Source organism: Microcoleus sp. Pol14D4, assembly GCF_036701245.1.
GTDB lineage: Bacteria > Cyanobacteriota > Cyanobacteriia > Cyanobacteriales > Microcoleaceae > Microcoleus.
On the sequence record NZ_JAUBQM010000013.1, the window covers coordinates 39,782 to 65,523 of the forward strand.

Here is a 25,742-nt window from a genome sequence, read left to right on the forward strand (position 1 = left end):
CAGCAAGTCAAGACCTAAAAATGCCAAAACTTCCAAAATTTAAAAATGAATCACTCCTCATTCGCGCGCTCACTCACCGTTCCTACGTTAACGAACACCCAGAAGCAGGCGAACACAACGAGCGACTAGAATTCCTCGGCGACGCCCTGCTAGGTTATCTAGTTGGCGAAATCTTGTACAAGCGCTATGAAGATTTTAGCGAAGCTCAATTAACTCGGTTGCGCTCTGGATTAGTCGATCAGAATCAGCTAGCAAAGTTTGCTGAGCAACTAGGTATAGGCAAGTTAATGCGCCTGGGAAAAGGGGCAGAACAAGATAAAGGTCGCCAAAATCCCTCTTTGCTTTGCGATACTTTTGAAGCGATTATTGGTGCGTACTATCTCGACTCAACCATTACACCTGTCCGCGCCTTTGTTAAAAAGCTGTTTATTCCAGTTGCTGATAGTATGATTTACCCTCAGTCCGATGCTGGGCAAAAAAACCTTGTAGACTCTAAAAATCGATTTCAGGAGTGGGCTCTGGCAAAATGCGGTCAAAACCCCGAATATTCAATCATTGACGAGGAAGGCCCCGATCATGCCAAAGAGTTCACTGCTCAAGTGTATGTCAGCGGTAAAATGTACGGTGTTGGCAGGGGTCGCCGTAAACAAGATGCTGAGAAAAATGCGGCGGAAGATGCGCTAGCAAAGCTGAAAAAACCCGGACTGATCTAAACTTGAAAACATTGGTAAAAACTACTAGCTTTTTTGTGCGCTTCCGGCGTTGGCCAAGCCCTCGAAGACGATCGCCCGAATTGATTGCCAGAGCACACAATCAGCTATAATCAAAACTTGTGCAAGTGTTACCGCCGTCGATTGAGGGTTGCAATGGCAGAAATTCGTTGACGAGTACCCGAGTGTCGATCGTAATTTTGGGAAATATCAGAGCAATTCATGTCTACTCAAAACCCGACTACCCTAACTGTTGAAGAAGCACAGCAAATCCTCAAGGATTTCACTTGTCTGGATATGCAATCTGTAGCATCGCCGCTGGAAAAAAAGGCACTCCGTCAAGCGGTTTTGCTGGTAGCAAGTTTGTCGGATTATCAAATGTTGGGAGTGTGCGCTGATTCGACGGATGAGGGGTTTTTAGCTTTAGAAGCTTATTTGAAAGCATTGGGATATCAAGTGGTTTTAGATCCCAATGCTGTCTCGACCTTTGCTGGTTCGGTTTATATTAAGTTCAATACTTTGAAGGGGTCGTATTATGTTGACGGCTATCCCGGAACTTACCGGGGCGTTTTGATTTCGTGTCAATCTGCCTCAGAAGGTGGAGTTACTGGTACTTACGGTCATTTACCTCTCGATTTATTTGTGGATTAATGTGTCAGTATTCAGTTGATCGATTAAATTGAATCAAAAACTGACTCATGCACCTTACTAAGCTGTAGGGTGCGTCAGCCGATCGCCCTTCGATTCAGTTGAATCAAACACCGACTGACGCACCTTACTAAAATTAACCTTTACCAACGATCAATTCTGGTTCTTGTTCCGGTGCGATTCCTTCGGGCGGCAGTCCCAAAATATCGCTGTACAAGTTGACGTATTTCCGGGCCGAAATATCCCAGCTAAAATCTTCTCTCATGCCGCGCTGTTGCAGTTCTCTCCACTTATCTTTGTAGCGGAAACCTTCCCAAGTTCTGATCATGCAGGTGAACAAATCGAGGGGTTCGTAGCGATCGAAACAGTAACCTGTACCAGTATTGTCGATCGGGTTGTTGTGGGAAACGGTATCGACTAAACCGCCGGTGCGGCGAACCATTGGCACGCACCCGTAGCGGAGGGCGAGCATTTGGCTGATGCCGCAGGGCTCGAAACGGCTGGGCATCAGGAAGCTGTCGCAGCCTGCGTAAACGCGCCGGGAGAGGGCCTCGTTGTAAAGTAGTTGGGTGGACATCCGACCGGGATAGCGGGCTGTCATTTGCCAGAGTTGGGTTTCGTAGTAGCGATCGCCCGTTCCGAGTACAATAAATTGAGCGTCGGTATAGGCCATGAACAGATCGAGCATTTGAATTATCAAATCCAATCCCTTCTGTTCTACCAGCCGCGTCACCATGCCGATCAAAAAAGCATTTTTATTCACTTCCAAACCGACTTCTTCTTGCAGCGCAATTTTATTAGCGGGGCGCTTTTCAATAGTATCAACACTAAATTGTTGATGGAGGTACTTGTCAGTTGCTGGGTTGTAAGATTCTGTATCAATTCCATTCAAAATGCCCGATACTTTACCGCCTAGGTAAGACAGCAAACCTTCCAAAGTTTCCCCATAAGCTGGGGTTTTGATTTGCTCGGCGTAAGTCGGTGAAACTGTATTTACTCGATCGGCAAACTGTACGGCGGCAGCCATTGTATTGTGACCTTGCATATACCAAGGACACCAAGTCATCTGCTCCAAACGCCAGCGCCACGGCCCTTGATAAGCTAAATTGTGAATAGTAAAAACCGTGCTGATATCGGGGTCTTGGCTCATCCAAACAGGTATCATCCCCGTATGCCAGTCGTGACAGTGGATAATTTGGGGCTTCCAATGATTCCAGGCAAATTCAGCCGCAGCATTGGCAAAGAAAGTGAACCTCCAATCTTCATCTAAACCGCCGTAAACGCGGCGCGGCAAGAAAGATGGATGTTGTAATAAGTATAAAGGTACATCGGTTCCCGGCAAAACAGTTTCAAAGACCGAGAAGTTTTGGAACATGGCAGACCCATCCCAAACAGGTTTTTTGGGAACGTCCATTTTGTCGGGGACGAAACCGTAGTAGGGCATGAAGATGCGGACATCGTGGCCCATGCGCCGCAAAAATTTAGGCAAAGCGCCGACGACATCGCCCATACCGCCCACTTTAGCGAGGGGTGCTGCTTCGGCGGATACAAATAAAATACGCATTATTTTTTTGTGTTCCTTGAGATTGTTAGTCTAGATTAAGTTTAAATGGGGAGCGTCACAATATTAACGCGATCGTGCCAAATAAATAATTTTCGATCCCTATTCTCATATCGGCGTCGGTTCATCTGCAATAAAAAAGAGAGCGATCGCTTTTTGAGGTAACAGTGGCTGGGGATGAAAGTGCGATCGCCCGTACTCCCCTCCCGCGAGAATTTTCCCGATATAATCAAATTTATCTGTCACTTTCTGAGGGACGGTAAACATCAAAAATTGTATGCAGTCTGCTCACCTTTACGCATTAGTAAAACTGCACGCAAAGCCATCAGTATGTAATTAAGGAAATAGCGATCGCCTTTTCCGTCCCCTCTGAGAAAAAGGGCGATCGCCCGAATGACATATTACGGATAACTCCTGACTAATTCTGAGAATTGTCCTCAAAGGTCTCCTCAAATCCCGCTAGAAAATCATCCAAAGCTTCCGAGGCGATCGCCAAATTAATATTATCAGCATCTTCCCATCCCCACGTATTCACCCCAACCACTTGACCTGCCATATTAATCAGCGGCCCGCCGGAATTGCCCGGATTAATCGCCGCATCAGTTTGCAACACCTTCACCTCACCCACATCATCTTCGTCGTCATCGCCTTCTTCATATTCCTCTGGTTCGCGAATTGCACTGACAATACCTTGAGTTACAGTTGAAGCAAACTGCCCCAAAGGATTGCCCACAGCAATTACTCTATCTCCCACTTTCACATCAAAAGACAACTCTAAGGGAGGATATTCTTGGGGAGAATCCACTTGTTCCCCTGTGTTCGGGTCGAAGGTAAAATCGCTAATTAAGAGTAAGGCTAAATCTTCTTCAGCATTACCAGTAAACACCACCTCGGCCAATCTCAATTTTCCGTCGTGAGTTTCGACTAAAACCTGTTCGATTTCATCTTCTTCATAGAAGTAATCTTGATCTGCAATATCTTCTATAACGTGATAGTTCGTGACAATTATGTCCGGCGATACAAAAAACCCGCTTCCAGAAGAAATCTCTTCTTCTGTATCCCAATCCATGACATAAATTGACACTACCGACGGCAAGACTTGCTCGACTACATCCGACAAATTTCCTGGTTGAGTTTTGAACTCTTTCAATTGCTTCTGCAAAGCTTGTTGGTCGGCCTGCATTTTGCTATACAGTTGCTGAACTTTTTTCAATTCCAGCTTTAATTGAATTTCTCTAGCGCTCATATTGGGCTTTTACCTGAAATAAATTGCTGATTAATTTTGGGTGTTTGATTGTAGATTGTGGATGGGTAGATTAAGAATTATAAGACTTACGAAAAAAAACCGGTTTTTACCATAAATCTTGGGCTATACAGCGAGACTTACATCAGAAACCGGGTTGCTTAACACCCGTGCGGAGCGTCCTAAATTAGTCAGATATTTTTGAAATCTATCGCGCAAGTCCTACCTAAAATCCCATCAAAAATCTACAACCAGACTGCTACTCTACCTGTTTTGCCAAAGCAAACCGCCTGTTATTTTTATTTTACAAAAGGCGATATATCACGTCTAAAAGCATTGACAAAGAGATGCGAATTGGTTTTAGGAACCGCGCTGAACTTGGACAAATATTTCCTCCAAAATTGCACTAGCACCCTGTTGGCGCAGGCGGTGAGCGAGGTCAATTCCGATCATTTCAGCAGTCTCGGCGGCGCCGGAAACACTATCTTTGACGAACCGCTTGCCGTCGAGACTCGATACCATTCCGGTTAAGGTTAATTGACCGTTTTCTATTTTGGTATTGACGCCGATCGGCACTTGACAGCCGCCTTCTAATTCCCGCAGAAATGCGCGTTCTGCATAACATCTTTGGGCGGTTTCCGAGTGTTCGAGAGCTTTAATCACTTCCATGATTTCTGTATCTCCGGCGCGGCATTCGATGCCCAAAGCACCTTGGCCGACGGCGTGAAGGGAGATTTCAGCAGGGATAATTTGGTGGATGCGATCGCCCATTCCCAATCTTTCGAGGCCGGCCACTGCTAAAATAATCGCGTCGTAACCGCCCTCATCTAATTTAGCGAGTCTAGTATTGAGATTGCCGCGAATATCTTTAAATTCAAAATGAGGGAAATGGTGTCGCAGTTGAGCTAGTCGCCGCAGGGAAGAAGTGCCGATTACTGAACCTTCTGGCAGGGTGTCGAGTTGCTTGTCTTTGTGCTTGGAGTGAACTACCAGGGCGTCAGCGGGATTTTCCCGTTCGGTGACGCATCCTAAAATTAAACCCTCGGGCAAATTGGTAGGCAAATCTTTGAGGGAATGAACGGCAAAGTCCGTTTCATTGTTAATCATCCCCGTTTCTAATTCTTTGGTGAAAAGTCCTTTATCGCCAATTTTAGCGAGGGCGACATCAAGAATTATGTCCCCTTGGGTGGACATGGTGTGGACTTCAAAAGTGTGTTCCGGGAAGTGTTTCTGTAGCTGTTCTTGCACCCAGTGGGTTTGCACGAGAGCGAGTTGGCTTTTGCGGGAACCGATGCGAACGGTTCGGGAAGGGGCAGATGTGGTTGGGGACATAAGATCGATCGGAGGATAGCTTGAAATCAGCCAATATATTCACCTGATCTAGCGTACCGCAGGTGGGGACTTTAATTGCTCGTTGAGATAATTCGGGCGATAAAATAGAAATACCAGGTTTTGACCGCCTGTGTGAAAAAAGGATGCAATGGTAGGCGAACTCCAAACCTTTACATAATAAGCCATTGCCAATCTAAAATCTAAAATCGTATGACCGCCAGCAGCCGTAAGCCTTGATGATGTTTCCCATCCTGCATGGGGCGTCGCTGGCACGGGGGCGATCGACATTCCGAAGCAAAGGCTGCCGGCGATGTACGATTTACCTAGGGTAGAGCCGGATCAACCTGGTTGGCATGAGGAGTTAGCTTAGCTGCAGCGAGAAAGAATTAGCTCAAAGGTTGCGAGATTTGGGGAGAGAAATGTAGTTGTGAGGGGAAAAGGGCGATCGTAATTGCGATCGTACTTCTAAAGCCACCAAATAGCTTAGCATCAAAAGTGAATTTGTCAAATTACTCAAATCCTAAAACTATGAAAAGTGCTCTTGATGTAGCTCGTTACTTTTTATGCCGTGTCGATCGAGAAGCAGGCGATACCATTTCTGGGCTGAAACTGCAAAAGCTCGTGTATTATGCACAAGCTTGGAGTTTAGTCTTTAGAAGCCAGCCACTATTTCATCAAGATATTGAAGCTTGGGTTTCTGGCCCAGTTGTCCGCGATGTTTGGCATGAGTACAAAGCTTACAAATATAGCGATATTCCGGCTCCCGATAATTTTGAAGAAGAATTTGAGGAAGATGAAATCGAGGTTCTCGAAGAAGTTTGGAATGCTTATGGAGAATTAAGTGCTAAACATCTTGCAGAATTGACGCAATCAGAGACACCTTGGCTCAACGCCCGCAAGGGATTAGAACCTGCGGAAACATCAACTAAAATCATCTCCCGCGAGGATATGAAATCCTGCTATGCACCTTTGGTGGAGGCGTAGGTGGGAAAAAAAAGTCACATACCAAAGCCATCTCAAAAAAAGCAACAAAGTAGAATTCCAGAGCAGGCAACTCAGTTAAATCGACCAAGCAGTACAGATGATGAGCATCCTAGCTTCAGATTTACCTATGCAGATAAAAATCGTTGGCTTTTGTCTGAGTGGACATCATCAGAAATCAATGACCTAATTGAAGGACTAAAGAAAATTGAGAAATATACTTGGGGTCAAATCAAAGGTCACGGATCAAAAAAACGAGGTGAATCAGTGGGAACTGGTTATAAGTTGATTAACATTCATCCGACTTTGCCGGACAATATTCCTGAAGATGAGAGGTTATCCGAAATGCGAATTGATGAGAAAAAACGGCTATTTGGGTTTCGCGTTCAGTCTGTTTACTACATCATTTGGTTTGACCGCGACCATTCAGTTTGTCCAGAATAAAGTTTATGAGGAGTGAAAAAGGGCGATTCCCTACCCTGCATGAACGCACGCGCGTTCGGGAGAGCTTCGCTCGCGCGTACCTTTTCCATTTGTCAGCAAAATCTAACGTTGCCCTGCTTGAAGTGCAGAATTTGCTATCTGGACGACTTCTTGCTGCCGTGCGTTTTTCCTTGTGACTCGGTACAGCACCCCCAGCCTTTGCCACTCAACAAAAGCAGTGCAGTAAGCACCGCAATTATTGAAATAAATTCCCCTGATGCCGCCTGCCAATTCAATGCTTCTATAAGTATCCTGCGGCAATCGCGAAGGAGGCGAAAACGGCTCATTTCTTTTAGCTTCGATTGTGCCGAAATAACAGGCTCCTGCCCGGCATCCTTTGCCTAAATACATTCCCACAATGTAACCGTGGGCACCGGCTTGCACATCAAAATCAAGTTGCTGAATGTCAGATAAAGGAAGTCTACTCGGAAGAAAAACAGGCACTCGCGTTTTGCCTTTGATTTGTCTAGAAATGTTACTCGCAGGAAAACGACTGTTAGCTTGGTTTGTACCTGAGTTATCGGGGATTGGGGGAAACTTCTGCACAAAATCCCTCCACTGCACAACTCTATTTTTAGCAATGTTCAGAGTGGGAATAGAGTATTTTTCTAGCGAAAAAGAAGGGCGACCATTTTTTAGGTTGAAACTGCGGCGAATCACTGTAATTTCTGGTTTCCCTAACCCGTAAGCTTTGGCTATGGAACGGGCGAGATTGCAGCTTATTTTGAAGCGTCCCATCTCAATATTGCCATTTTCCGCTTGATAAGACCAAGTGTAACCCTCAGAAGCCCGATCGCGATCGCACAAAAAATGAGAAATCTCAAACATCTTGGCAATATGAACATCGTACAATCGCAACTTGCGGCTGCCGGCCGATGTTGCAGTGTTGCGATCGGATACAATAAATTGTATCGGTTGCCAGCTATCTTCAGGGGAATAATTAAACCAGCGGATTTCTGTAATCGGGAGTTCATTTCTGGCTAACGCTGAGTTTGGTGTCAAAGGTGCGTGAAGCGAAGCTATCCCGTTCCCCGCAGGGGTTCCCGAAGGGTAGGGAATCGTAAAAGCAGTCACCACACAAGCAAAAATCGCTGCAAATAGCCATCTTCCCCTCATCCTGATTTCCCCCTAAGTAGGTCAGCGCAAAAAAAACAATAGCATCTTGTAAGGGGCGAGTGCGAGTTAAGATATATCATACAATAACGGTAAGGTGCGTCCTTACGCACCCTACATATAGAAGTTGTGCCTCCCCGACTGCTAAACTTAACGCTTCCCAGCTTGAATAGCAGAATTTCCTATTAAAATTAAATCAGATTCTCGTCCGTTCTTAATGGCGACGGTATACATAAAACCCTGAGTTTTCCACTGAAGAGTTGCTGTGCAGTAAGCCCCGCAACCGTTATGAAAAACTCCTTTCACTCCGCCCGCAAGCTTGACATTTTTTAACGTCTTAGTTACCCCTTCTAGTTTTGTAGTAAACTCGCCGCCTTTTTGACCTTCAATTGACCCAAAAGTGCAAACAGTCGTACCGCCGCAATCGGGTTTATACTCGATTGAAATACTATAGCTGTTTGCTTGTGCTGTAGTTGGATAGTACATTTTTTGCGGAACCGGAATCCTGCTGGGAATAAAAATAGGCACTTGCGTTTTGCCTTTTAACTTTCGCAAAATTTCATTTACCGGAAACGCAGTGCCTCCTTGAGCAATTTGTGTTGTTCCCGATTGTCGCTGCGACAGTTGTGAAGATCCAAAAACAACCGAGAGAGGTACTAAAGCAGTTAATACACCAGCAGAAGTAGCCAAAAGTAATAATTTCTTCTTCACGGTCTTTTACCTTAATATTTCAAGAGTTTAGTTTGGCGGCGAACCGCATTCACTTATGTACAACCATAATTCAAAATACAAAATTAACACTAGGTTTTCCGGGAGAAATGTTTTTTTACTATCTTGACAAGGTTGCCAGAATATGAAGTCATCTATAATATAGAGAAGGCGAGCAATTTAGGAGTCGATCGTGGAACTGCAAGAGTATTTGCGCCAGCACGGATTGGAAACTTTGTCCGAAACTTATCATATCAAAGTTACCCGCCACCGCCAATATCCCGATTTAGTCTGCCTGAAATACTCGCAGATAGAATCTCCCCTGGGCGAAAAAATAGTCCAGCAGTGCCGAGGCATTATTTTAGATTCATCTCAAGATTGGCAGATAGTTTCTTATCCCTACGACAAATTTTTTAATTACGGAGAAATTCACGCCGCTGCAATTGATTGGAGTCATGCCAAAGTTTACGAAAAACTAGACGGTTCTCTGACTGTACTGTATTTTTACAAGGAAGAATGGAGAGTGCAATCTAGCGGCACTCCCGACGCCGCCGGCGAAGTTAATGGTTTTGGGTTCAGCTTTGCCGAACTTTTTTGGAAAGTATGGCAAGAATTGGGATATCAATTGCCACAAGAAACCGACCAGTGTTTTATCTTTGAGTTGATGACGCCTTACAATAGAATAGTTGTCCAGCAACAAAAAAATCAAATCGTGCTGCACGGGGTTCGCAACACTCAAACGCTGCTAGAAACAGACCCGAGTCTTTGGGCTAATAAATACGGCTGGGAATTGGTAGCATCCTATCCTTTAACTAGCTGGAAAGAAGTTATCGAAGCGGCTCAACATTTAGACCCGATGGATTCGGAAGGGTATATTATCTGCGACGCTAACTTCAACCGAGTTAAAGTTAAGTCTCCGCAATATGTCGCGATTTCCCATCTGCGCGAAGGGTTTTCGACCCGCCGCATGATTGAGATTGTTTTAACTAATGAAGGAGAAGAGTTTTTAGCTTATTTTCCTGAGTGGACTCAATTGTACGAAAAAGTTAAGGATAAATATCAATCTTTGGTTGAAGAAATCGAGGAGGTTTACCGACAGCACGAACATATAGAAGTTCAGAAAGATTTTGCTTTAGCTGTGAAACATTTGCCCTATTCCGGGATTTTGTTTTCTTTGCGCGCCAGAAGAGTTGCGGGAGTGAAAGAAGCTCTCCGCGATGTTACTATTCATAAAATAGAAGAGTTGCTGGGTTTAGATTACATCCATCTAGGATTGTGAAGAAGAAGGCACGACACGGATTTTGACACGGATTAATTATCGAGCGTGAGGCAGATGTTTAAGAAAGAGGGAAAAGGGAATATTAATGCCCAATGCCTCATGCCTCATGCCTAACTACCAATTACCAATTACCAATTACCATGAAAAGAGTTATTGTACTTGTTGGTTTACCTGCTTCGGGAAAATCTCAATTTGCTAGGGAATTGCTGCTGTCTGAACCTGCAAAGTGGGTGCGTAGCAATAAAGATTTGCTCAGAGAAATGGCTCACGCTTCTCATTGGTCGCCTGCGAATGAAAAGTTTATTGTGCAGTTGAGAGATACGATTATTTTGATGGCTTTGGAAAGCGGCAAGCACGTTATTGTTGATGATACTAATTTTGGGCCTCACATCGAGCATATCAAACAGTTGGTTAAAGGTAAAGCCATCGTCGAAGTTAATGATTCTTTCCTGCAAGTTCCGGTGGAGGAATGTATTAAACGGGATTTGAAAAGGCTTAATTCGGTGGGCAAAGATGTGATAATGAAGATGTACAATAAGTACGTGCGGGTTCCCGTTTTGCCGCCGGAATATAACCCGGATTTGCCGGATGCAATTATTGTGGATATGGACGGCACGCTGGCACTTCTCAATGGCAGAAATCCTTTTGATGCTTCTACGTGCGATCGCGATTTGCCCAATCAGCCCGTCTTAGATACAGTTCGCAAGTGGCAGTCCAGCGCCCATATTATTGTAGTGTCGGGCCGCACAGACGACTGTCAGCCTCAAACGGAAAAATGGTTGCAGCAGTATGAGGTCAATTATGCCGCTCTTTATATGCGGAAAACCGGAGATATGAGGAAGGATGCGATTATGAAGGAAGAATTTTATCGGCAGCATATTGCAGGAAAATATAATGTTAAGTTTGTGTTGGACGATCGCCAGCAAGTTGTTGATATGTGGAGAGGCTTGGGATTGACGGTATTCCAAGTAGATGAAGGGGATTTTTAAGACCGGGTTTTTTGGCGCGGGTATCTCCCAACTCCTAATGCTACAATCAAAGTAACATTGACAAAAATTTTGTTATGATATCCATTCCCCAACCAGCCCAAAAAATGACCGTTGAGGAATATCTCGAATGGGAAGCTCAACAAGAGATTCGCCACGAATATGTCAACGGCGAAGTTTTTGCCATGACGGGCAGTACAATTCATCATAACGATCTTGCACTTAACTTTTACACTGCATTACGCCCGCATCTGCGTTCCATAGGCTGTCGGATGAACGTGTCAGATGTGAAATTGCAAGTTAACTTTCAAAGCCGTTACTACTACCCTGATGTGATAGTCAGTTGCGATCCAGAAGACATTAATTCGCGCAATTTCATTCAGAATCCTAAAATCATTGTGGAAGTTCTTTCTCCCAGTACAAGTGCTAAAGATCGGGATGAAAAATTCACTTGTTACCTAAAAATTCCGACTTTGCAAGAGTATATCTTGATTGATTCACAAAAGATTTTTGTTGAGCGTTACTGTCGGGGAGAGGGGAGAACGTGGCTGTACTATTCTTACACTGCTGGGGAGATTATCACTTTATCAACTATTGGGTTTGATTTGCCGATCGCACTTTTGTATGAAGGTGTTGGATTTGAAACAAAAACAGAAACAGAAGCATAAAAACACCCTTCATTTTGCACCTCTTTCCTGAACACGCTTTCTGGCCTGTTCCACAGAGAGTGAATTTTCTTGTGGAGAGTAGGGGTTGGGCTTCGACGCCGCCCATAAAAGCCGATAATGAACAGGCAAGATGCCTGTTCCACAATTATTTATCTATCGCGTCCAAGCCAGCCAGCGGTTAAACAAATTTTTCACAAACGGCGTCAAACGAGTGCGATTGTAAGCATCTCCCGCTTTCCGAATTGCATCAGCTTGTGTCGGATACGGGTGAATTGTGCTAGCAATTTTTCCTAAACCAATATTATTAACCATTGCTAAAGTAATTTCGCTAATCATATCACCAGCGTGTCGCGCTACAATAGTTGCACCTAATATTTTATCGCTGCCTTTTTTGACGTGAACTTTCACAAATCCTTCCTCTTCGCCGTCAATAATTGCCCGATCGACTTGACTGAAAGGAATTAAAAATGTATCGATATCAAGGCCTTTTTCCTTAGCCTCGTGTTTGCCAATTCCGACGCGCGCAATTTCCGGGTCTGTGTAAGTACACCAAGGTATCGTCAAAGCGCTGAGCTTTTTGCGCCCGAAAAATAGAGTGTTTTGAATTACCATTCTCGCGGCAAAATCAGCCGCGTGAGTAAATTTATGTTTCATGCAAATATCCCCAGCGGCATAAATGCGGGGATTAGTAGTTTGCAAATTATCGTTGACAAATACGCCTGTTTGTGTATCGTATTCAACGCCCACAGCCTCCAGATTCAATCCTTCCACGTTAGGCGATCGCCCTGTACTCACAATAATTTCATCTACTATTACCGATGCTTCCTTATCTTGATATTTATAATAAATTACTTTGCCTGCATTTGTTTTTTCAACGCGCTCTATTTTAGATTCTAGTATTAGTTGAATTTCTTCGCGTACAAAAGCCTGCTGCACGATTTTAGCAGCATCCGCATCTTCTTGGTCTAAAATCTGAGCATTTTTGTGCAGCAACACAACTTCCGAACCCAGCCGGCGAAAGGCTTGAGCCAATTCGCAGCCGATCGGCCCTGCGCCAATTACTGCCAAACGTTGCGGTTTTTCCGTGAGGTTAAAAACAGTTTCATTTGTCAGATATCCAGATTCTTGTAAGCCGGGAATTTGTGGTTGTAACGCCCTTGCACCTGTGGCAATTACTGCTTTTTTAAAGCGGAGAGTTTGACCTGCAACTTCTACTGTATTGTTGCTAGTAAAACGACCCGAACCTAAAAAAACATCAACTCCTAATTTGTACTGGTAGCGTTCAACAGAATCAACATCGCTGATTCCCGCCCTGATGCGGCGCAGCCGTTCCATCACAGCGGCAAAATCCACTTCTGCACCGTTAGAAATATGAACGCCAAATTTACTGGCATTCCAGATATCGCCGACTGTGCGGGACGATCGAATTAAAGCTTTTGACGGCACACAACCGACATTCAAACAGTCGCCGCCCATCAAATGTTTTTCAATCAAAGCAACTTTCGCGCCCAAACCTGCGGCACCGGCAGCAACAATTAATCCAGCGGGCCCCGCGCCAATTACTACTAAATTATAAGAACTAGCCGGCTGCGGATTTACCCAATCGGGCGGATGCAAATAGGAGACTAATTTCTGGTTGTGTTCGTCCATCGGGGGGACAGTTACGCGATCGACTTTTGACGGCAGCATTGGCAAATCCTCCTAATTAAATACTTTCTTCCAAAGCTTTGCTGGCTATCCGAGTGACAAATACAGTAACAGCGACAGTAGCAATAAAACCGAGGATATTGAGCGACCATTTTGCTGCTTCTGTTTGGGGACTTGTGGACTGACATATCGCGCCTATCGCAGCAACCTCTCCCACCAAAGAACCCGAGTAAACGTACATAATTGTACCCGGTATCATGCCAAAGGAACCCAGCACGTAATCTTTCAAAGAAACCTGAGTAATTCCCAGAGCGTAATTCAATAAATTGAAAGGAAATAAAGGACAAAGACGAGTCAAAAAAACTATTTTTAATCCTTGTTGGGAAACTGCGCGATCGAGAGCTTTAAACTTGGGGTGAGATTCCATATATTTTACCACGCGATCGCGGCACAAATAGCGCCCGATCGCAAAAGCAAATACAGCACCTAAAATGGACGCCACAAAGACGTAAACCGAACCCCACCACAAACCAAAAATTGCCCCCCCTCCCAGCGTCAGCACCGAACCCGGTACAAACAGCACAGTAGCCAAGTTGTAAGTAGCTACAAAAGCCACCGGCGCCCACCACCCTAAATCCTCGATCCGCATTAACACAGCTCTCAAAACATCTTGAACGTAGGCATATCTAGTTGCTACAATTAAAAGAGCGAGCAAAAGGGCGATCGAAAAAAACAACACTATGCGTTTAAATTTTACCCTAGCATAATTTTGGATTCGTTCTTTTGCCATGATTCACCCGCAAATATTTATCAGCATTATACTTCCCACTTAAATTATTACTGTAAACGATCCTAAAAGCTATCGTCATGACACCAAAAGCCCAACTTCCCATCCCCGAACATTTCGACCCCAAAAAAGTAGGCGAATTCTGGCGAGTCCCCTACCAAGAACGTGCCGTCCAAGCCCAAGATTGGGCAAAGCAGCACAGCATCCAGCCAGCATCCAGCGACAAAAACCGCATTTGTTTGCTGATAATCGATGCCCAAAATACCTTTTGCTTGCCTGAATTTGAACTATTTGTGGGCGGGCGTTCCGGTAGCGGTGCAGTTGATGACAACCTGCGGCTGTGCGAATTTATTTACAGCAATTTAAACGCAATTACAACCATTGCGCCCACAATGGATACCCACACCGCCATGCAAATTTTTCATCCAATCTTTTGGATAAACGAAGCTGGCGAACACCCCCTACCAGCCGCAACTTCTATTACATTTGAAGATGTCCAAAAAGGCATTTGGAAAGTCAATCCCGCCGTCGCCGATAGCATCAGCGGGGGCAATTTTTCAGCACTCGAAAAACAGGCTTTCCACTACGTCAAAAAACTCAGCGACGATGGGAAATATCCCCTGACAATTTGGCCCTATCACTCGATGCTGGGCGGCATCGGACACGCGCTGGTTTCTGCGGTGGAAGAAGCAGTATTTTTTCATACTATAGCCCGCAACAGCCAAGCAGTTTTTGAAATCAAAGGCGGGAATCCACTGACAGAAAACTATTCTGTTTTGCGGCCAGAAGTTTTAGATGGATTCGACGGCAATCCGATTGCGGAAAAAAATTCTAAGTTTATGGACAAATTGCTCGATTTTGATGCAGTAATTATTGCCGGACAAGCCAAAAGTCACTGCGTTGCTTGGACAATAGATGATTTGTTAACGGAAATTTTGACGCGAGATCCGAATTTGGCAAAGAAGGTTTATTTGTTGGAAGATTGCACTTCGCCTGTGGTTGTTCCGGGTGTTGTGGATTTTACGGAACAAGCAGATGCAGCTTATCAAAAATTTGCGGCTGCGGGAATGAATGTGGTTAAATCTAGTGAGTTAATTCTGGGCGATTAAAGACGAGTTTTTTATCTTGGGGTTTTCAGTGCAAAAAAAGTATACAGGATTAACCAGAGGCGGTAATTTTTGTTCGCTTGGCACTCTGCTGCGATCGCATTTAACTGATTACTTATGATATCATATCCGGTAAATCACTTACGAGAGAAGCGTAGTTAAGGAGTTTCCCGATGGCTGAAAGCGAAATTTATAGTGTTGTTCTTTTTCGGGAGGCGAGTGTGCAAGCAATTTCCAAACTCTCCGTGGCGATCGCCACGACTCTTCTGATCGCATCTTTAACTGCAACCAAAGCCGGCGCAGTTCCCGTCACCTACGATTTCACCGTCACTGTTACCAAAGGCAGGTTAGCCGGCAATTCATTCAACGGTTCTTTCAGCTACGATGATGCGAAATTGAAGGGAACTGGAGTGGAAGAAGTGGGAATTGCTGAGGGATTAACAACCTGCATTAATTACCTGGGACGCACTTACCGCGAAACCGATGATACCAGTTATCCTACCTTTCCAAAACTCAGATTTGAGGATGGAAAAATCGCGCAGCTAAACTTCTGGATTCAGCCAAATCAGCGAGTTAATTGGTGGAATTCAAATGGATGGGAAGTCAAACTTTCCGATCCTAAAATGAGCGATTCAACTGTTCCCAATTGTCAAAAACGGTGAGGCGTGGCCAAGGTGCGATCGACTCTAAAAATAGGGTGTTTCGTAATTGCGGGATGATTTTGATGCTTTTGTGGCATCGACTCTCGTACCCCGAAGGCGTGTATTTTCACAGCAGGCGGGACGCCTAACCCTACTCCCCACAAGAATCCTCCTCAAATTCTGCAACGCCCCTAAAATAGAGGAGGAATTAGATGCAACTGCCTACGGTTATATGGGTAATTTCATGCAGCCATGCTACGAAGGTGCGATCGCCGATCGTCTGCTGGGGCGATCGAATATTTGCGATCGCTAGGAACGAATAACTCAAAGATTGTTTGAATAAAAACCGCATAATTCCTATTTTCTGCAGGTCAAGAGTGCCTCTGCGTTGGATGATTTCCCATAACTATTTCCCATCCAATCGGGGAACTCCTTCCAAAAAACTGCCGCTCAACATTAACTCAGTTATCCGGTCTAATTTGCCGCTGATTTTTAATTTTTTGTCTTTTTGAAAGCGCTCAATATCTGCTGGCAAATTACCCGAATTATATCCTAATTTACTCAAATAGTCAATAGCTTGCCGATCGCTTAACAAGATATCCGCCGACCGAAAAATCGGCACGTATTCCTCGCGCCAAATCTGGGCAAAAGTTGCCCTATCTAAATAGAAAATCCTGCCCCGCGCCGGGTCTCCAATTGCAGCAATACTGTCATTCATTCCCAGCAAAGCCACCGCGTGCGGTAGTTTCCGAGGGCCGTCAAACAGCCAAACTGCTAGCACTCCGGGGCGATTAATTTGCTGAATTTGCTCCCAAGTTGGCGCCAGTTCGATCGCATTTACGCCCAAAGCTCTTGCTGCTATTATTAACTGAGGCATGGAAGTTCCCAAGCGACTCGTGCCGGCAAAACGCGCTACACTCGATTCCGTCGCCTCGATTCCCCAACGCCTCAAAACTGTTGCTAGCGCCGCCGGCGCGCAACTGCTGTTAGATGTTTGTCGAAATACACCGTTGGGCAGCAAATTATCTATTAAATCAGCGTAAATGGGCGCCATAAAATAGTTTTCAGCGCCTGTAAATCCTCCGAATCCTAACAAGCAAATTAAAATTACTGCGATTACTTGCGATCGCGCGGTAAACCAACTTATACTAAAACCAATACCGCAGACTCCCATCAACATGACTCGTAGCAAAGTCCAAGTAACTCGCATCCCGTGAAAGCGCCACTCGATCGGCAAAGCTGGCATTTGAGGCAGATTTAGAGCCAGTAGCAGCAAGGCAATATAAAAACCCAAAAAGGCTAGGGCGATCGAATTTCTGCCCTTAAACAAATCGTTAGCCGTCACTCCAGATCGAACTAACACCCGCCCGAACCGCATTCCCCAGAGTAACATCACCGAACCCAGCACCAGCGTCACAAACATTTCCATAAGTTCAGAATTTGATCGCTTAACTAGGTTGTAACATTTATGCGATCGACTTACACCCCAATCAAGAGTTGGAGGGAGTCCGAGTGGGGGAGAGAATTTGACGATGTTTGGGCTTTGTTCCTCCATTACCCGCTACAATCGAATAAACAGGATTTATCCAAAATCGATGCAGGCAAAACAATCCTCAAGCCTAAAGACTTTGACCTGCATCGATTTTGGATATTAAGTTTTGCCATATTTTTTTGATGAGTCTGAATAAATGGTTGAGAATCAGATAATTTAGCTACCTAACCTAAAAGGAGATATTGCCATGTTTGCCAACTTAAAGCTGAGAAACCTGATGTTACTCGGATATGCAGTTCCTATTGCTTTGAAGGCGATTAATTGATTTATTGTAACAATAAGGAAAATTTCGATGATTAACTTCAAAGCGACCAAATTAAGACAGCGTATCCTGTGGGGATATTCCATACCGATTTTGCTTTCAGTTGGAGCAGCTACTTTGGTTTTTTTTAATGCTAAAGAGGTAGAAGAAAAAGGCAAATTGCTAAATAATTCTCATGCTGTTGTTATAGATTTGAAAGAGCAACAGCTAGGATTTGCAGGTATGCAAAAATCTGCTCGCGGGTATTTTTTGGCAAAAGATAGTGATTTTTTAACTGAATACAACAATGCGGTAAAGAGCTTTGACGAATTCTATCAGGATTTACTGAAGCGGGTTCAAAACCCACAGCAGCGCCAGCGGCTAGAGGAAATGAATGTCTTACAAGATAAGATAGACAAAGGCTATAACCAAGCCTTTTCTTTGGTTGACCAAGGTAAGCAAGACGATGGACTTAACTTATGGAAGAGCCAAATTGTACCAAAGCTTCGTCAGGTTGATGCTATCGCTAAGGAGTTTCAAAGAACCGAGGAAAGTAATTTATTCGCTCAAGAAAAGAAACAGATTCAAGCTTTGCAGTTCCTGAGTACAGTGGTGATTTTAAGCACGGCTTTAGCAGCGATTATGGCAATTGCGATCGCTCGGTGGATTGCTTCAGGAATTGCAGAGACACTGAATCAGTCCGTCAATATAATTGTTAGTTCTTCCACAGAGATTGCTGCCACAGTTGAACAGCAGGAACGCACAGCAGCACAGCAATCTAGCTCTGTAAATCAAACTACAATCACAATGGATGAGTTGGGCGCTGCTTCCCAACAATCAGCCCAGCAAGCCCAAGCTGGTGCGGAATCTGCACGCCAAGCTTTACAGATCACTGAAAAGGGAACCCTAGCAGTGGAGCAAACCCTGGAATCGATGATAATTTTGAAAGAAAATGTCGGGGCAATCGCGGCACAAATTCTGCAATTGAGCCAACAAACCCATCAGATTGGCAATATCTCTACTGATGTCACAGATTTAGCCAATCAAACAAATATGCTGGCACTGAATGCCTCAGTAGAAGCAGTCCGGGCGGGCGAAAACGCCAAAGGTTTTACTGTCATAGCCACAGAAATCCGCAAACTAGCAGATAAAAGTAAGAAATCAGCAGAGAAAATTAACCGCCTAGTCGATGATATCAAAAATGCGATAAATTCCACTGTAACGGTGACAAAGGAAGGTACTAAAACAGTAGAAGAAGGAACAAAAATCAGTCAAGAAACGGCAGCAGCTTTCTCGGAAGTAGCAAATGCTGTTAACAATGTGGTATTGAACAATCAACAAATTTCTCTAACTGCTCAACAACAAGCAATTGCGATTAAACAAGTAGTGGATGCGATGAACAGCCTCAACCTAGCAGCAAAAGAAACCGCTAGTGGTATTACTCAAACCAAAGTAGGCACTCAACAATTGAACGATGCAGCCCAAAATCTCAATTCAATGGTCTAAAGGGTGCTCAGTTTTTTGGGATAGCAGACGAGCAATTGATAGCATTGAGTCATGAATTGAGCTCGCTGCCCTCCCAGCTTGTCAAACAGTCGGCATCCAAGTCAAAGTGTTCGCAGGCGATCGCATCGCGAAAGCCAGGGCGATCGAATTTCAGGCCTTAAACAAATCCTCTTCTGTAACGGACGATCGAACTAACACCCGCCCAAACAGACTTTCTTCAACCAAACCTAAAGTTGGCAAAATGTCAAGGGACTCGATCGACTTTTCCCCATCTTAGCCACCAAGTCCCAAATAAGATTTAGCGCCGGAAAAAATCCCCAAAATCTCTTGCCACAAACGGCCACATCGGTTGTAATATAGATGTAAGTCACAGCCCGTTAAAGTAATCAACCAACAATTAAGCCGCTCAATATATTCACGCTCCAACGAGCGATGAGTTGTATTGAGCGTGCCTATTAAGGAGCGATCCAAGCTCGTCAGACACCCCAAATATTCAGGAAGAATCATGCCATCAAGATCCGCCAACGATGTAGACGTAGCAGAGCAATATTGGCACTACCTAGAAATATCCAAGGTTGCAACTATCTTAGAAACCAACCTGGAAAGCGGTTTAGAACCGACAGAAGCCAACCATCGCCAACAGAAATTCGGGCCCAACGAACTAACGGTTAAAGCAGGGAAACCAGCCTGGTTAAAATTCATCCTGCAATTTAACCAACCCCTCCTGATCATCTTGCTGAGTGCAGGTTTAATCAAAGCAGTGATTGGAGAATGGCTAAACGCTAGCGTAATTTGGGGCGTAACAACCACCAACGCTACTATTAGTTTCATCCAAGAAGCTGGAGCCGAGAAAAAAATTGAAGCCCTAGCCCAAGCTGTCACCACCGAAGCCACAGTCATTCGGGGTGGCAAAAAATTAAGAATTCCCTCCAAAGAACTCGTAGTCGGTGACTTAGTAATCCTGACTTCCGGCGACAAAGTACCGGCAGACTTGCGCTTAGTGAAAGTCCGCGACTTGCAAATCGACGAATCGGGACTCACCGGGGAATCTGTTGCGGTCGAAAAAGAATTAGGACAGTCTGGAGACATAGTTCTGCCAAAAGAAACGCCGCTAGCAGAACGGGATAACATGGCCTATGGCGGCAGTTTTGTCACTTTTGGCCAAGCTAGCGGCATCGTAATTGCGATCGCCAATAAAACCGAAACCGGCAAAATCTCCCAACTATTAGATCGCCACATCGACCTCACCACCCCCTTAACCCGCAAATTCAACCAATTCAGTCAAAACTGGCTGTTATTCGTGTTGGGAATGGCGACCTTGACCTTCGCCGTCAGATTGGGACGGCCAGTCCCTGCGGGGATTTCAGCCTTTAAAGAAGCAGTCGAACCCGCTGTCGCCCTGATTGTCGGCGCAATTCCCGAAGGCTTACCCGCCGTCATTACCGTCACCCTAGCCGTAGGCGTTTCCCGGATGGCAAATCGCCACGCGATCGTCCGCAAATTGCCCGCAGTGGAAACCCTCGGCGGCGCTACAGTCATCTGTTCCGACAAAACCGGAACCTTGACGGAAAACCAAATGACGGTGCAAGAAATCTATTCTGGCGGCGAATCCTACTCGGTTACGGGTACGGGATACAGCCCCGAAGGTGAAATTCAACTCAACCAACTGCCAATTACTGTCAGCCAAACTCCAACTTTGCAAGAATGTTTGCAAGCTGGACTCCTTTGCAACGACTCTCACCTGGAATTTAAAGATGATGATTGGATTGTCGTCGGAGATCCGACAGAAGGAGCGTTAATTGCTGCAGGCAAAAAAGCTGATTTGAGCCAGCAAATTTTGTCCAAGTCAATGCAGCGGCTGGATTCAATTCCCTTTGAATCTCAGTTTCAATACATGGCGACGCTGCACCGAACTCCCACTGGCAAAATTTTGTACGTCAAAGGTTCCGTAGAATCAATTCTCGGCCGCTGCGGTTCCAGTCTCGACACCCAAGGAAATCCGGTAGAAGTCGATCGCGCACAAATTCACCACCAAGTGGATGAAATGGCAAAGCAAGGCTTGCGCGTCTTGGCTTTGGCGAAAAAGTCAGTACCCCAAAGCCAAAATTCCGTCGATCACTCGGATTTGGAGTCAGGGCTGATTTTCTTGGGACTGCAAGGCATGATTGACCCGCCACGGGCAGAAGCGATCGCAGCCGTCCAAGCTTGTCAAACCGCCGGCATCCAAGTCAAAATGATTACCGGCGACCACATCGCTACAGCCAAGGCGATCGCCCGCCGCATGGGATTCCGCAAAACTAAACACCACAGGGAACTTGTAGCCTACACCGGCGCCGAGCTCGCCTCCATGAGCAAGCAGGAACTCGGCGAAGCCGTAGAAGCCGGCTCAGTTTTTGCCCGCGTCGCCCCAGAACAAAAACTCCGCCTTGTAGAAGCTTTGCAGCAAAAAGGCGAAATCGTGGCGATGACGGGAGACGGCGTTAACGACGCGCCGGCCCTGAAACAAGCGGATATCGGCATTGCGATGGGCAGCGGTACTGAGGTGTCTAAGGAAGCCGCCGACATGATTCTTACCGATGATAACTTTGCGTCGATCGAATCTGCTGTTGAAGAAGGGCGATCTGTTTACAAAAATCTGCTCAAAGCAATCAGCTTCATTCTCCCAGTCAACGGCGGAGAATCGATGACAATATTGCTCAGCACCCTCCTCGGTCGAGAATTGCCGATTTTGTCGCTACAAATTCTCTGGCTGAATATGCTCAACTCGATCACCATGACTGTGCCTCTGGCTTTCGAGCCCAAGTCAGCGGGAGTCATGAAACAGCAGCCCCGACCGGTAAACGAACCTTTCCTCACCGGAAATCGGATCAAGCGGATCATCGCGATTTCTCTTTACAACTGGACTCTGATTTTCGGAATGTTTGAATGGGTGCGCCAAGCGGATTGGGGAACTTTGGCACTAGCCCGCACGATGGCGATTCAAGCTTTGGTAATGGGGAGAATTTTTTACCTGTTGAGTCTCAGCCAGTTGTTGCCTTCTTTGATTGCTAAGTTTAGCGGTTCTAAGGAAGAAGTTAGCGGCGCTCCCGCCCTCGGTGTGGGAATTGTCCTGGCGGTGATTTTGCAGATCATCTTTGCTAATTCTCCGTTTGTCAATCGCATATTTGAGACGGCTCCGATGAATCTGGATCAGTGGCTGATTTGTTTCGGAGTCGCGCTACCGATGATCGGTGTTGCTCTCTGGGTCAACCGCTTTGACCCGCCCAACTAATCGAATTTGTAGGTACTGCGATCGATTAGTAATTTCGGGTGTTCAGAAACCCGGTTTCTTCAAGAAACCGGGTTTCTCTGTTTTACAGAAATCGAACCTGAAAGCCCGCGTCATATCCTATCCGTTAAATTACTTACGATTAAGCGCCTATTTTAGTCCACCACTGAAAACCTGTTAACCCTTTTCAAACAGCAAGATAGTATAAAATGAAATATTTCTGTATAATCAACTACAATTAAGCATTAAAAAAATAGAGACATATTAACAAAGTAAATGTGCACCGGGGGCGATATTTGCCGCTTATTGACAATAGATTTGAATTGCCCCCGATCGCCATTCGCTACAACCTTTAGCCCGCCAGTCTTGATTAGAAACAGTTTTGATAAGCCAACCCGATCGCTCTTCCAAACTGCTCCTGAGCGATAGCGGACTGCTAAAAGATTTACTTATCAATCAAATTTAATAATTGTTTTATAATTTCCGCAAGAGTACGGTAAGCTAATAACGAAGCCAAGGAAACGTGCGGCTCGCAAAAAGTGAGTTCACACAACTCGGCAGCTCGAGATATCGATATTAATCAAAAAAGTCAAATCAGCAGGGATAGTTTAAAGACTTATGCTAGCGATAAATCTTTTGCTCCCTCCTGCCAACTTGCGCTCAAAACAGTTCGCTCAACCCAATTAGCGAACTGAAAAAAAGCGCATTGATAAACTTCAGTGATGTCGTTACAGAAGATTATGAATTGCAGCGAGGCTAGACTATGACAAGATTTTCCGATCAATTTTCCAGACGCAAATTTATCGTCACAGCAGGTGCATCTGCCCTGGGTTCAATACTGCTCAAAGGTTGTTTGGGAAATCCCCCAGAACCCGGTGCAACTGCCGGTGCTGACGGCGCGACACCCGCAGCTACCTCAGTAGTGGCTGTTGCCAACGAGAAAAGAGTCGAAGGAATTGAAAGCACTAAAATCACATTGGGATATATCCCGATCGTCGAAGCAGCACCTTTAATCATTGCCCAAGAAAAAGGCTTTTTTGCCAAATACGGCATGACTGAAGTCACGATTGCCAAGCAAGCCAACTGGGGTTCTGCCAGAGATAACCTAGAAATCGGATCGGCAGGCGGCGGCATAGATGGCGGCCAGTGGCAAATGCCCATGCCTTATCAAATTAGTAAAGGGTTGATTACCAAAAATAGCGTCCAAATCCCGATGTATGTTCTAGCCCAGTTGAACACTCAGGGAAATGGAATTGCGATCGCCGGAAAACACAAAGGCAAAGGCATAGGGCTCAAACTAGATCAAGCAGCCCAAGACTACATCAAAGGCCTCAAACAAGCAGGCACGCCCTTCAAAGCAGCCTACACCTTCCCCAAAGCCAATCAAGACTTGTGGATTCGCTACTGGCTAGCAGCTAACGGCATCGATCCCGACACAGAAGCCGAGTTGCTAACAGTACCGTCAGCGCAAACCGTAGCCAACATGAAAACCGGCAGCATGGACGGTTTCAGTACCGGCGACCCCTGGCCCCTGCGGATCGTCACAGAGGACATCGGCTTTATGTCCGCCCTCACGGGCCAAATCTGGAAAGATCACCCAGAGGAATATCTCGCTATTCGTGGCGACTGGGTAGACAAACACCCGAAAGCCACCGAAGCCCTGCTAGCAGGACTGATCGAAGCCCAGCAGTGGTGCGACAAACCAGAAAATCGCCCCGAATTAGTTGCCATTACTTCTGGCAGAAACTACTTTGACGTACCTCCGGCAGTTTTGACACCTCCCTACCAAGGCAAGTACATGATGGGTGACGGTCAACCAGAGATTGACGATTTCAAGATGAGTCCGCTGTACTGGAAAGACGATCTCGGCAACGTTTCCTATCCTTATAAGAGTCACGATTTGTGGTTCTTAACCGAAAGCGTGCGCTGGGGTTTCCTGCCAGCAAAAACCTTGGCAGATTCTAAGGAAATTATCGATAAAGTCAACCGCGAAGATTTGTGGAAAGCCGCAGCAAAATTAGCCGGAGTTGCTGATGCTGACATTCCGAAAAGTACGTCTCGGGGCGTTGAGAAGTTCTTTGACGGTACAGAATTTAATCCGGAAAAGCCAGAAGCTTATCTCAAGAGTTTGGCAATTAAAAAAGTGTGATGGAGTCTTAGCTTCCCATAATTTAGTCTCGAAATTTAGTCTCGAAAATACACAGCACCAGACATAGGAGATTAGCAGCATGGCTGTAAGTACAAGTCGGAGAGGCGGCAATGCACAAGGAGCTTTTGGCGAGTTTTGGAAGAAGAATTCCCCAAATATCTTGCCGCCAATTTTAGGAGTTTTGGGGTTTCTGTTGGTTTGGCAATTCTTGTCAAGTACGGGACTGATCAAACTGCCAGGGCCGATCAGCATTTGGACTGACGAACGGACGCGGATTTTGTTGCTGTATCCTTTCATGAACTCCAAAACCTACGGAATTGGCTTATTTTGGCAGACTTTGGCGAGTTTGGAACGGGTGGCAAAAGGCTACACTCTCGCGGCCGTTGTGGGAATTGGTACGGGTGTTTTGGTAGGTACAAATCCTTTTCTAAACCGCGCTTTAGATCCCCTTTTTCAGTTTTTGCGGATGGTGGCCCCTTTGGCTTGGGTGCCCATTGCCCTGGCTGCACTGCAACAAAACGAACCTGCTGCTTTGTTCGTGATTTTTATCACTTCAGTTTGGCCCATTTTAATCAACACGGCTGAAGGTGTTCGCCAAATTCCCGACGATTACAACAACGTTGCGAAAGTGCTGCAGCTTTCTCGTCAGGAATATTACATGAATATCTTGTTTCCGTCGGCGCTTCCTTATATCTTCACAGGATTGAGAATTGCGATCGGTTTGGCTTGGCTGGCGATTATTGCTGCGGAAATCGTGATGTCGGGAATTACGGGTATCGGCTTCTTTATTTGGAATGCTTACCAGCAAAACTACATCAGCGAAATTCTGTTAGCGGTGTTCTACATTGGGGCTGTTGGTTTGTTGCTCGATCGCATGATGGCTTGGTTGCAGCAAAAAATAGCCCCCCCTCAAGGAAAGTAGCTAATTCTATGGTTTAACGGTTGGCGGTTGACGGTTGACTGTTACAGGAAGTACGACCTCCGAGGCTCAGAAACCTGTTTTTTCAACTATTGTTGAGGGATTAAACAAAGTATTTTGGTTAGTTTAAAGACCAGTTTTAGGCATCCAGGAATGTATTAACTATTAGCTGTTATATATTAACAGCTAACAATCCACAGCGAACAGTCAACAG

General features: G+C 45.4%; 24 protein-coding genes. 14 read left to right on the forward strand and 10 right to left on the reverse strand.

The window, feature by feature from the left end; all coding sequences use genetic code 11:
• Positions 1-20: 20 nt before the first annotated feature.
• On the forward strand, positions 21-713 hold the full coding sequence (gene rnc, locus QUA33_RS07865; protein WP_333147847.1) for a ribonuclease III: 693 nt from the start codon (positions 21-23) through the stop codon (positions 711-713).
• A 219-nt stretch (positions 714-932) separates the two neighbouring features.
• On the forward strand, positions 933-1,361 hold the full coding sequence (locus tag QUA33_RS07870; protein WP_333147848.1) for a DUF1824 family protein: 429 nt from the start codon (positions 933-935) through the stop codon (positions 1,359-1,361).
• Between the two features lie 133 nt (positions 1,362-1,494).
• Here QUA33_RS07870 and glgA read toward each other — a convergent pair whose 3' ends face one another.
• The 5 genes from glgA to QUA33_RS07895 all read right to left on the reverse strand — a co-directional run bounded on the left by glgA (position 1,495) and on the right by QUA33_RS07895 (position 5,782).
• Positions 1,495-2,922 (reverse strand): glycogen synthase GlgA, encoded by a 1,428-nt coding sequence (gene glgA / locus QUA33_RS07875; RefSeq protein WP_333147850.1) that lies wholly within the window; start codon positions 2,920-2,922, stop codon positions 1,495-1,497.
• A gap of 105 nt (positions 2,923-3,027) precedes the next feature.
• Complete coding sequence (locus QUA33_RS07880; RefSeq protein ID WP_333147852.1) at positions 3,028-3,165, reverse strand: hypothetical protein; 138 nt, start codon at positions 3,163-3,165, stop codon at positions 3,028-3,030.
• Between the two features lie 172 nt (positions 3,166-3,337).
• Entirely contained in the window at positions 3,338-4,165 is an 828-nt protein-coding gene (locus tag QUA33_RS07885; RefSeq protein WP_333147854.1) for a trypsin-like peptidase domain-containing protein, read from the reverse strand.
• Between the two features lie 357 nt (positions 4,166-4,522).
• Positions 4,523-5,494, reverse strand: coding sequence for a hydroxymethylbilane synthase (hemC, locus tag QUA33_RS07890; protein ID WP_333147856.1), 972 nt, complete (start codon positions 5,492-5,494; stop codon positions 4,523-4,525).
• 48 nt (positions 5,495-5,542) lie between these two features.
• Entirely contained in the window at positions 5,543-5,782 is a 240-nt protein-coding gene (locus QUA33_RS07895; RefSeq protein WP_333147858.1) for a hypothetical protein, read from the reverse strand.
• A 240-nt stretch (positions 5,783-6,022) separates the two neighbouring features.
• On the opposite strand from QUA33_RS07895, the gene QUA33_RS07900 reads away from it, so the two are divergent.
• Both QUA33_RS07900 and QUA33_RS07905 read left to right on the forward strand, forming a co-directional pair.
• Positions 6,023-6,478, forward strand: a complete 456-nt coding sequence (locus QUA33_RS07900) for a type II toxin-antitoxin system antitoxin SocA domain-containing protein (protein ID WP_333147860.1) — start codon at positions 6,023-6,025, stop codon at positions 6,476-6,478.
• A complete protein-coding gene (locus QUA33_RS07905) occupies positions 6,479-6,919 on the forward strand; it encodes an MAG6450 family protein (protein WP_333147861.1) in 441 nt (146 codons plus the stop codon). It begins immediately after the preceding gene.
• A 102-nt stretch (positions 6,920-7,021) separates the two neighbouring features.
• Here the strand turns inward: QUA33_RS07905 and QUA33_RS07910 are convergent, their stop codons facing one another.
• Complete coding sequence (locus QUA33_RS07910) at positions 7,022-8,074, reverse strand: hypothetical protein (RefSeq protein ID WP_333147863.1); 1,053 nt, start codon at positions 8,072-8,074, stop codon at positions 7,022-7,024.
• 147 nt (positions 8,075-8,221) lie between these two features.
• Complete coding sequence (locus QUA33_RS07915; protein ID WP_333147865.1) at positions 8,222-8,782, reverse strand: hypothetical protein; 561 nt, start codon at positions 8,780-8,782, stop codon at positions 8,222-8,224.
• A gap of 190 nt (positions 8,783-8,972) precedes the next feature.
• Here QUA33_RS07915 and QUA33_RS07920 point away from each other — a divergent pair, with 190 nt between their 5' ends.
• The 3 genes from QUA33_RS07920 to QUA33_RS07930 all read left to right on the forward strand — a co-directional run bounded on the left by QUA33_RS07920 (position 8,973) and on the right by QUA33_RS07930 (position 11,712).
• A complete protein-coding gene (locus QUA33_RS07920) occupies positions 8,973-10,058 on the forward strand; it encodes a T4 RnlA family RNA ligase (protein WP_333147867.1) in 1,086 nt (361 codons plus the stop codon).
• A gap of 140 nt (positions 10,059-10,198) precedes the next feature.
• Positions 10,199-11,047 (forward strand): phosphatase domain-containing protein, encoded by an 849-nt coding sequence (locus tag QUA33_RS07925; RefSeq protein ID WP_333147869.1) that lies wholly within the window; start codon positions 10,199-10,201, stop codon positions 11,045-11,047.
• A gap of 74 nt (positions 11,048-11,121) precedes the next feature.
• A complete protein-coding gene (locus QUA33_RS07930; protein WP_333147870.1) occupies positions 11,122-11,712 on the forward strand; it encodes a Uma2 family endonuclease in 591 nt (196 codons plus the stop codon).
• 153 nt (positions 11,713-11,865) lie between these two features.
• Here the strand turns inward: QUA33_RS07930 and QUA33_RS07935 are convergent, their stop codons facing one another.
• On the reverse strand, positions 11,866-13,401 hold the full coding sequence (locus tag QUA33_RS07935; protein WP_333147872.1) for a mercuric reductase: 1,536 nt from the start codon (positions 13,399-13,401) through the stop codon (positions 11,866-11,868).
• Between the two features lie 16 nt (positions 13,402-13,417).
• Complete coding sequence (locus tag QUA33_RS07940) at positions 13,418-14,149, reverse strand: TVP38/TMEM64 family protein (RefSeq protein ID WP_333147874.1); 732 nt, start codon at positions 14,147-14,149, stop codon at positions 13,418-13,420.
• A 77-nt stretch (positions 14,150-14,226) separates the two neighbouring features.
• Here QUA33_RS07940 and QUA33_RS07945 point away from each other — a divergent pair, with 77 nt between their 5' ends.
• From QUA33_RS07945 to QUA33_RS07955, 3 genes are all read left to right on the forward strand, one after another.
• A complete protein-coding gene (locus QUA33_RS07945) occupies positions 14,227-15,255 on the forward strand; it encodes an isochorismatase (RefSeq protein ID WP_333147876.1) in 1,029 nt (342 codons plus the stop codon).
• 170 nt (positions 15,256-15,425) lie between these two features.
• Positions 15,426-15,914, forward strand: coding sequence for a hypothetical protein (locus QUA33_RS07950; protein WP_333147878.1), 489 nt, complete (start codon positions 15,426-15,428; stop codon positions 15,912-15,914).
• 46 nt (positions 15,915-15,960) lie between these two features.
• Complete coding sequence (locus QUA33_RS07955; RefSeq protein ID WP_333147880.1) at positions 15,961-16,206, forward strand: hypothetical protein; 246 nt, start codon at positions 15,961-15,963, stop codon at positions 16,204-16,206.
• Between the two features lie 93 nt (positions 16,207-16,299).
• Here QUA33_RS07955 and QUA33_RS07960 read toward each other — a convergent pair whose 3' ends face one another.
• A complete protein-coding gene (locus QUA33_RS07960; RefSeq protein WP_333147882.1) occupies positions 16,300-17,322 on the reverse strand; it encodes a cysteine peptidase family C39 domain-containing protein in 1,023 nt (340 codons plus the stop codon).
• 415 nt (positions 17,323-17,737) lie between these two features.
• On the opposite strand from QUA33_RS07960, the gene QUA33_RS07965 reads away from it, so the two are divergent.
• The 4 genes from QUA33_RS07965 to ntrB all read left to right on the forward strand — a co-directional run bounded on the left by QUA33_RS07965 (position 17,738) and on the right by ntrB (position 25,531).
• Positions 17,738-19,192 (forward strand): methyl-accepting chemotaxis protein, encoded by a 1,455-nt coding sequence (locus QUA33_RS07965; RefSeq protein ID WP_333147884.1) that lies wholly within the window; start codon positions 17,738-17,740, stop codon positions 19,190-19,192.
• A 505-nt stretch (positions 19,193-19,697) separates the two neighbouring features.
• On the forward strand, positions 19,698-22,463 hold the full coding sequence (locus QUA33_RS07970) for an HAD-IC family P-type ATPase (RefSeq protein WP_333147886.1): 2,766 nt from the start codon (positions 19,698-19,700) through the stop codon (positions 22,461-22,463).
• Between the two features lie 760 nt (positions 22,464-23,223).
• Entirely contained in the window at positions 23,224-24,609 is a 1,386-nt protein-coding gene (locus QUA33_RS07975) for a CmpA/NrtA family ABC transporter substrate-binding protein (protein ID WP_333147888.1), read from the forward strand.
• A gap of 79 nt (positions 24,610-24,688) precedes the next feature.
• Positions 24,689-25,531, forward strand: a complete 843-nt coding sequence (gene ntrB, locus QUA33_RS07980; protein WP_333147890.1) for a nitrate ABC transporter permease — start codon at positions 24,689-24,691, stop codon at positions 25,529-25,531.
• Positions 25,532-25,742: the final 211 nt, after the last annotated feature.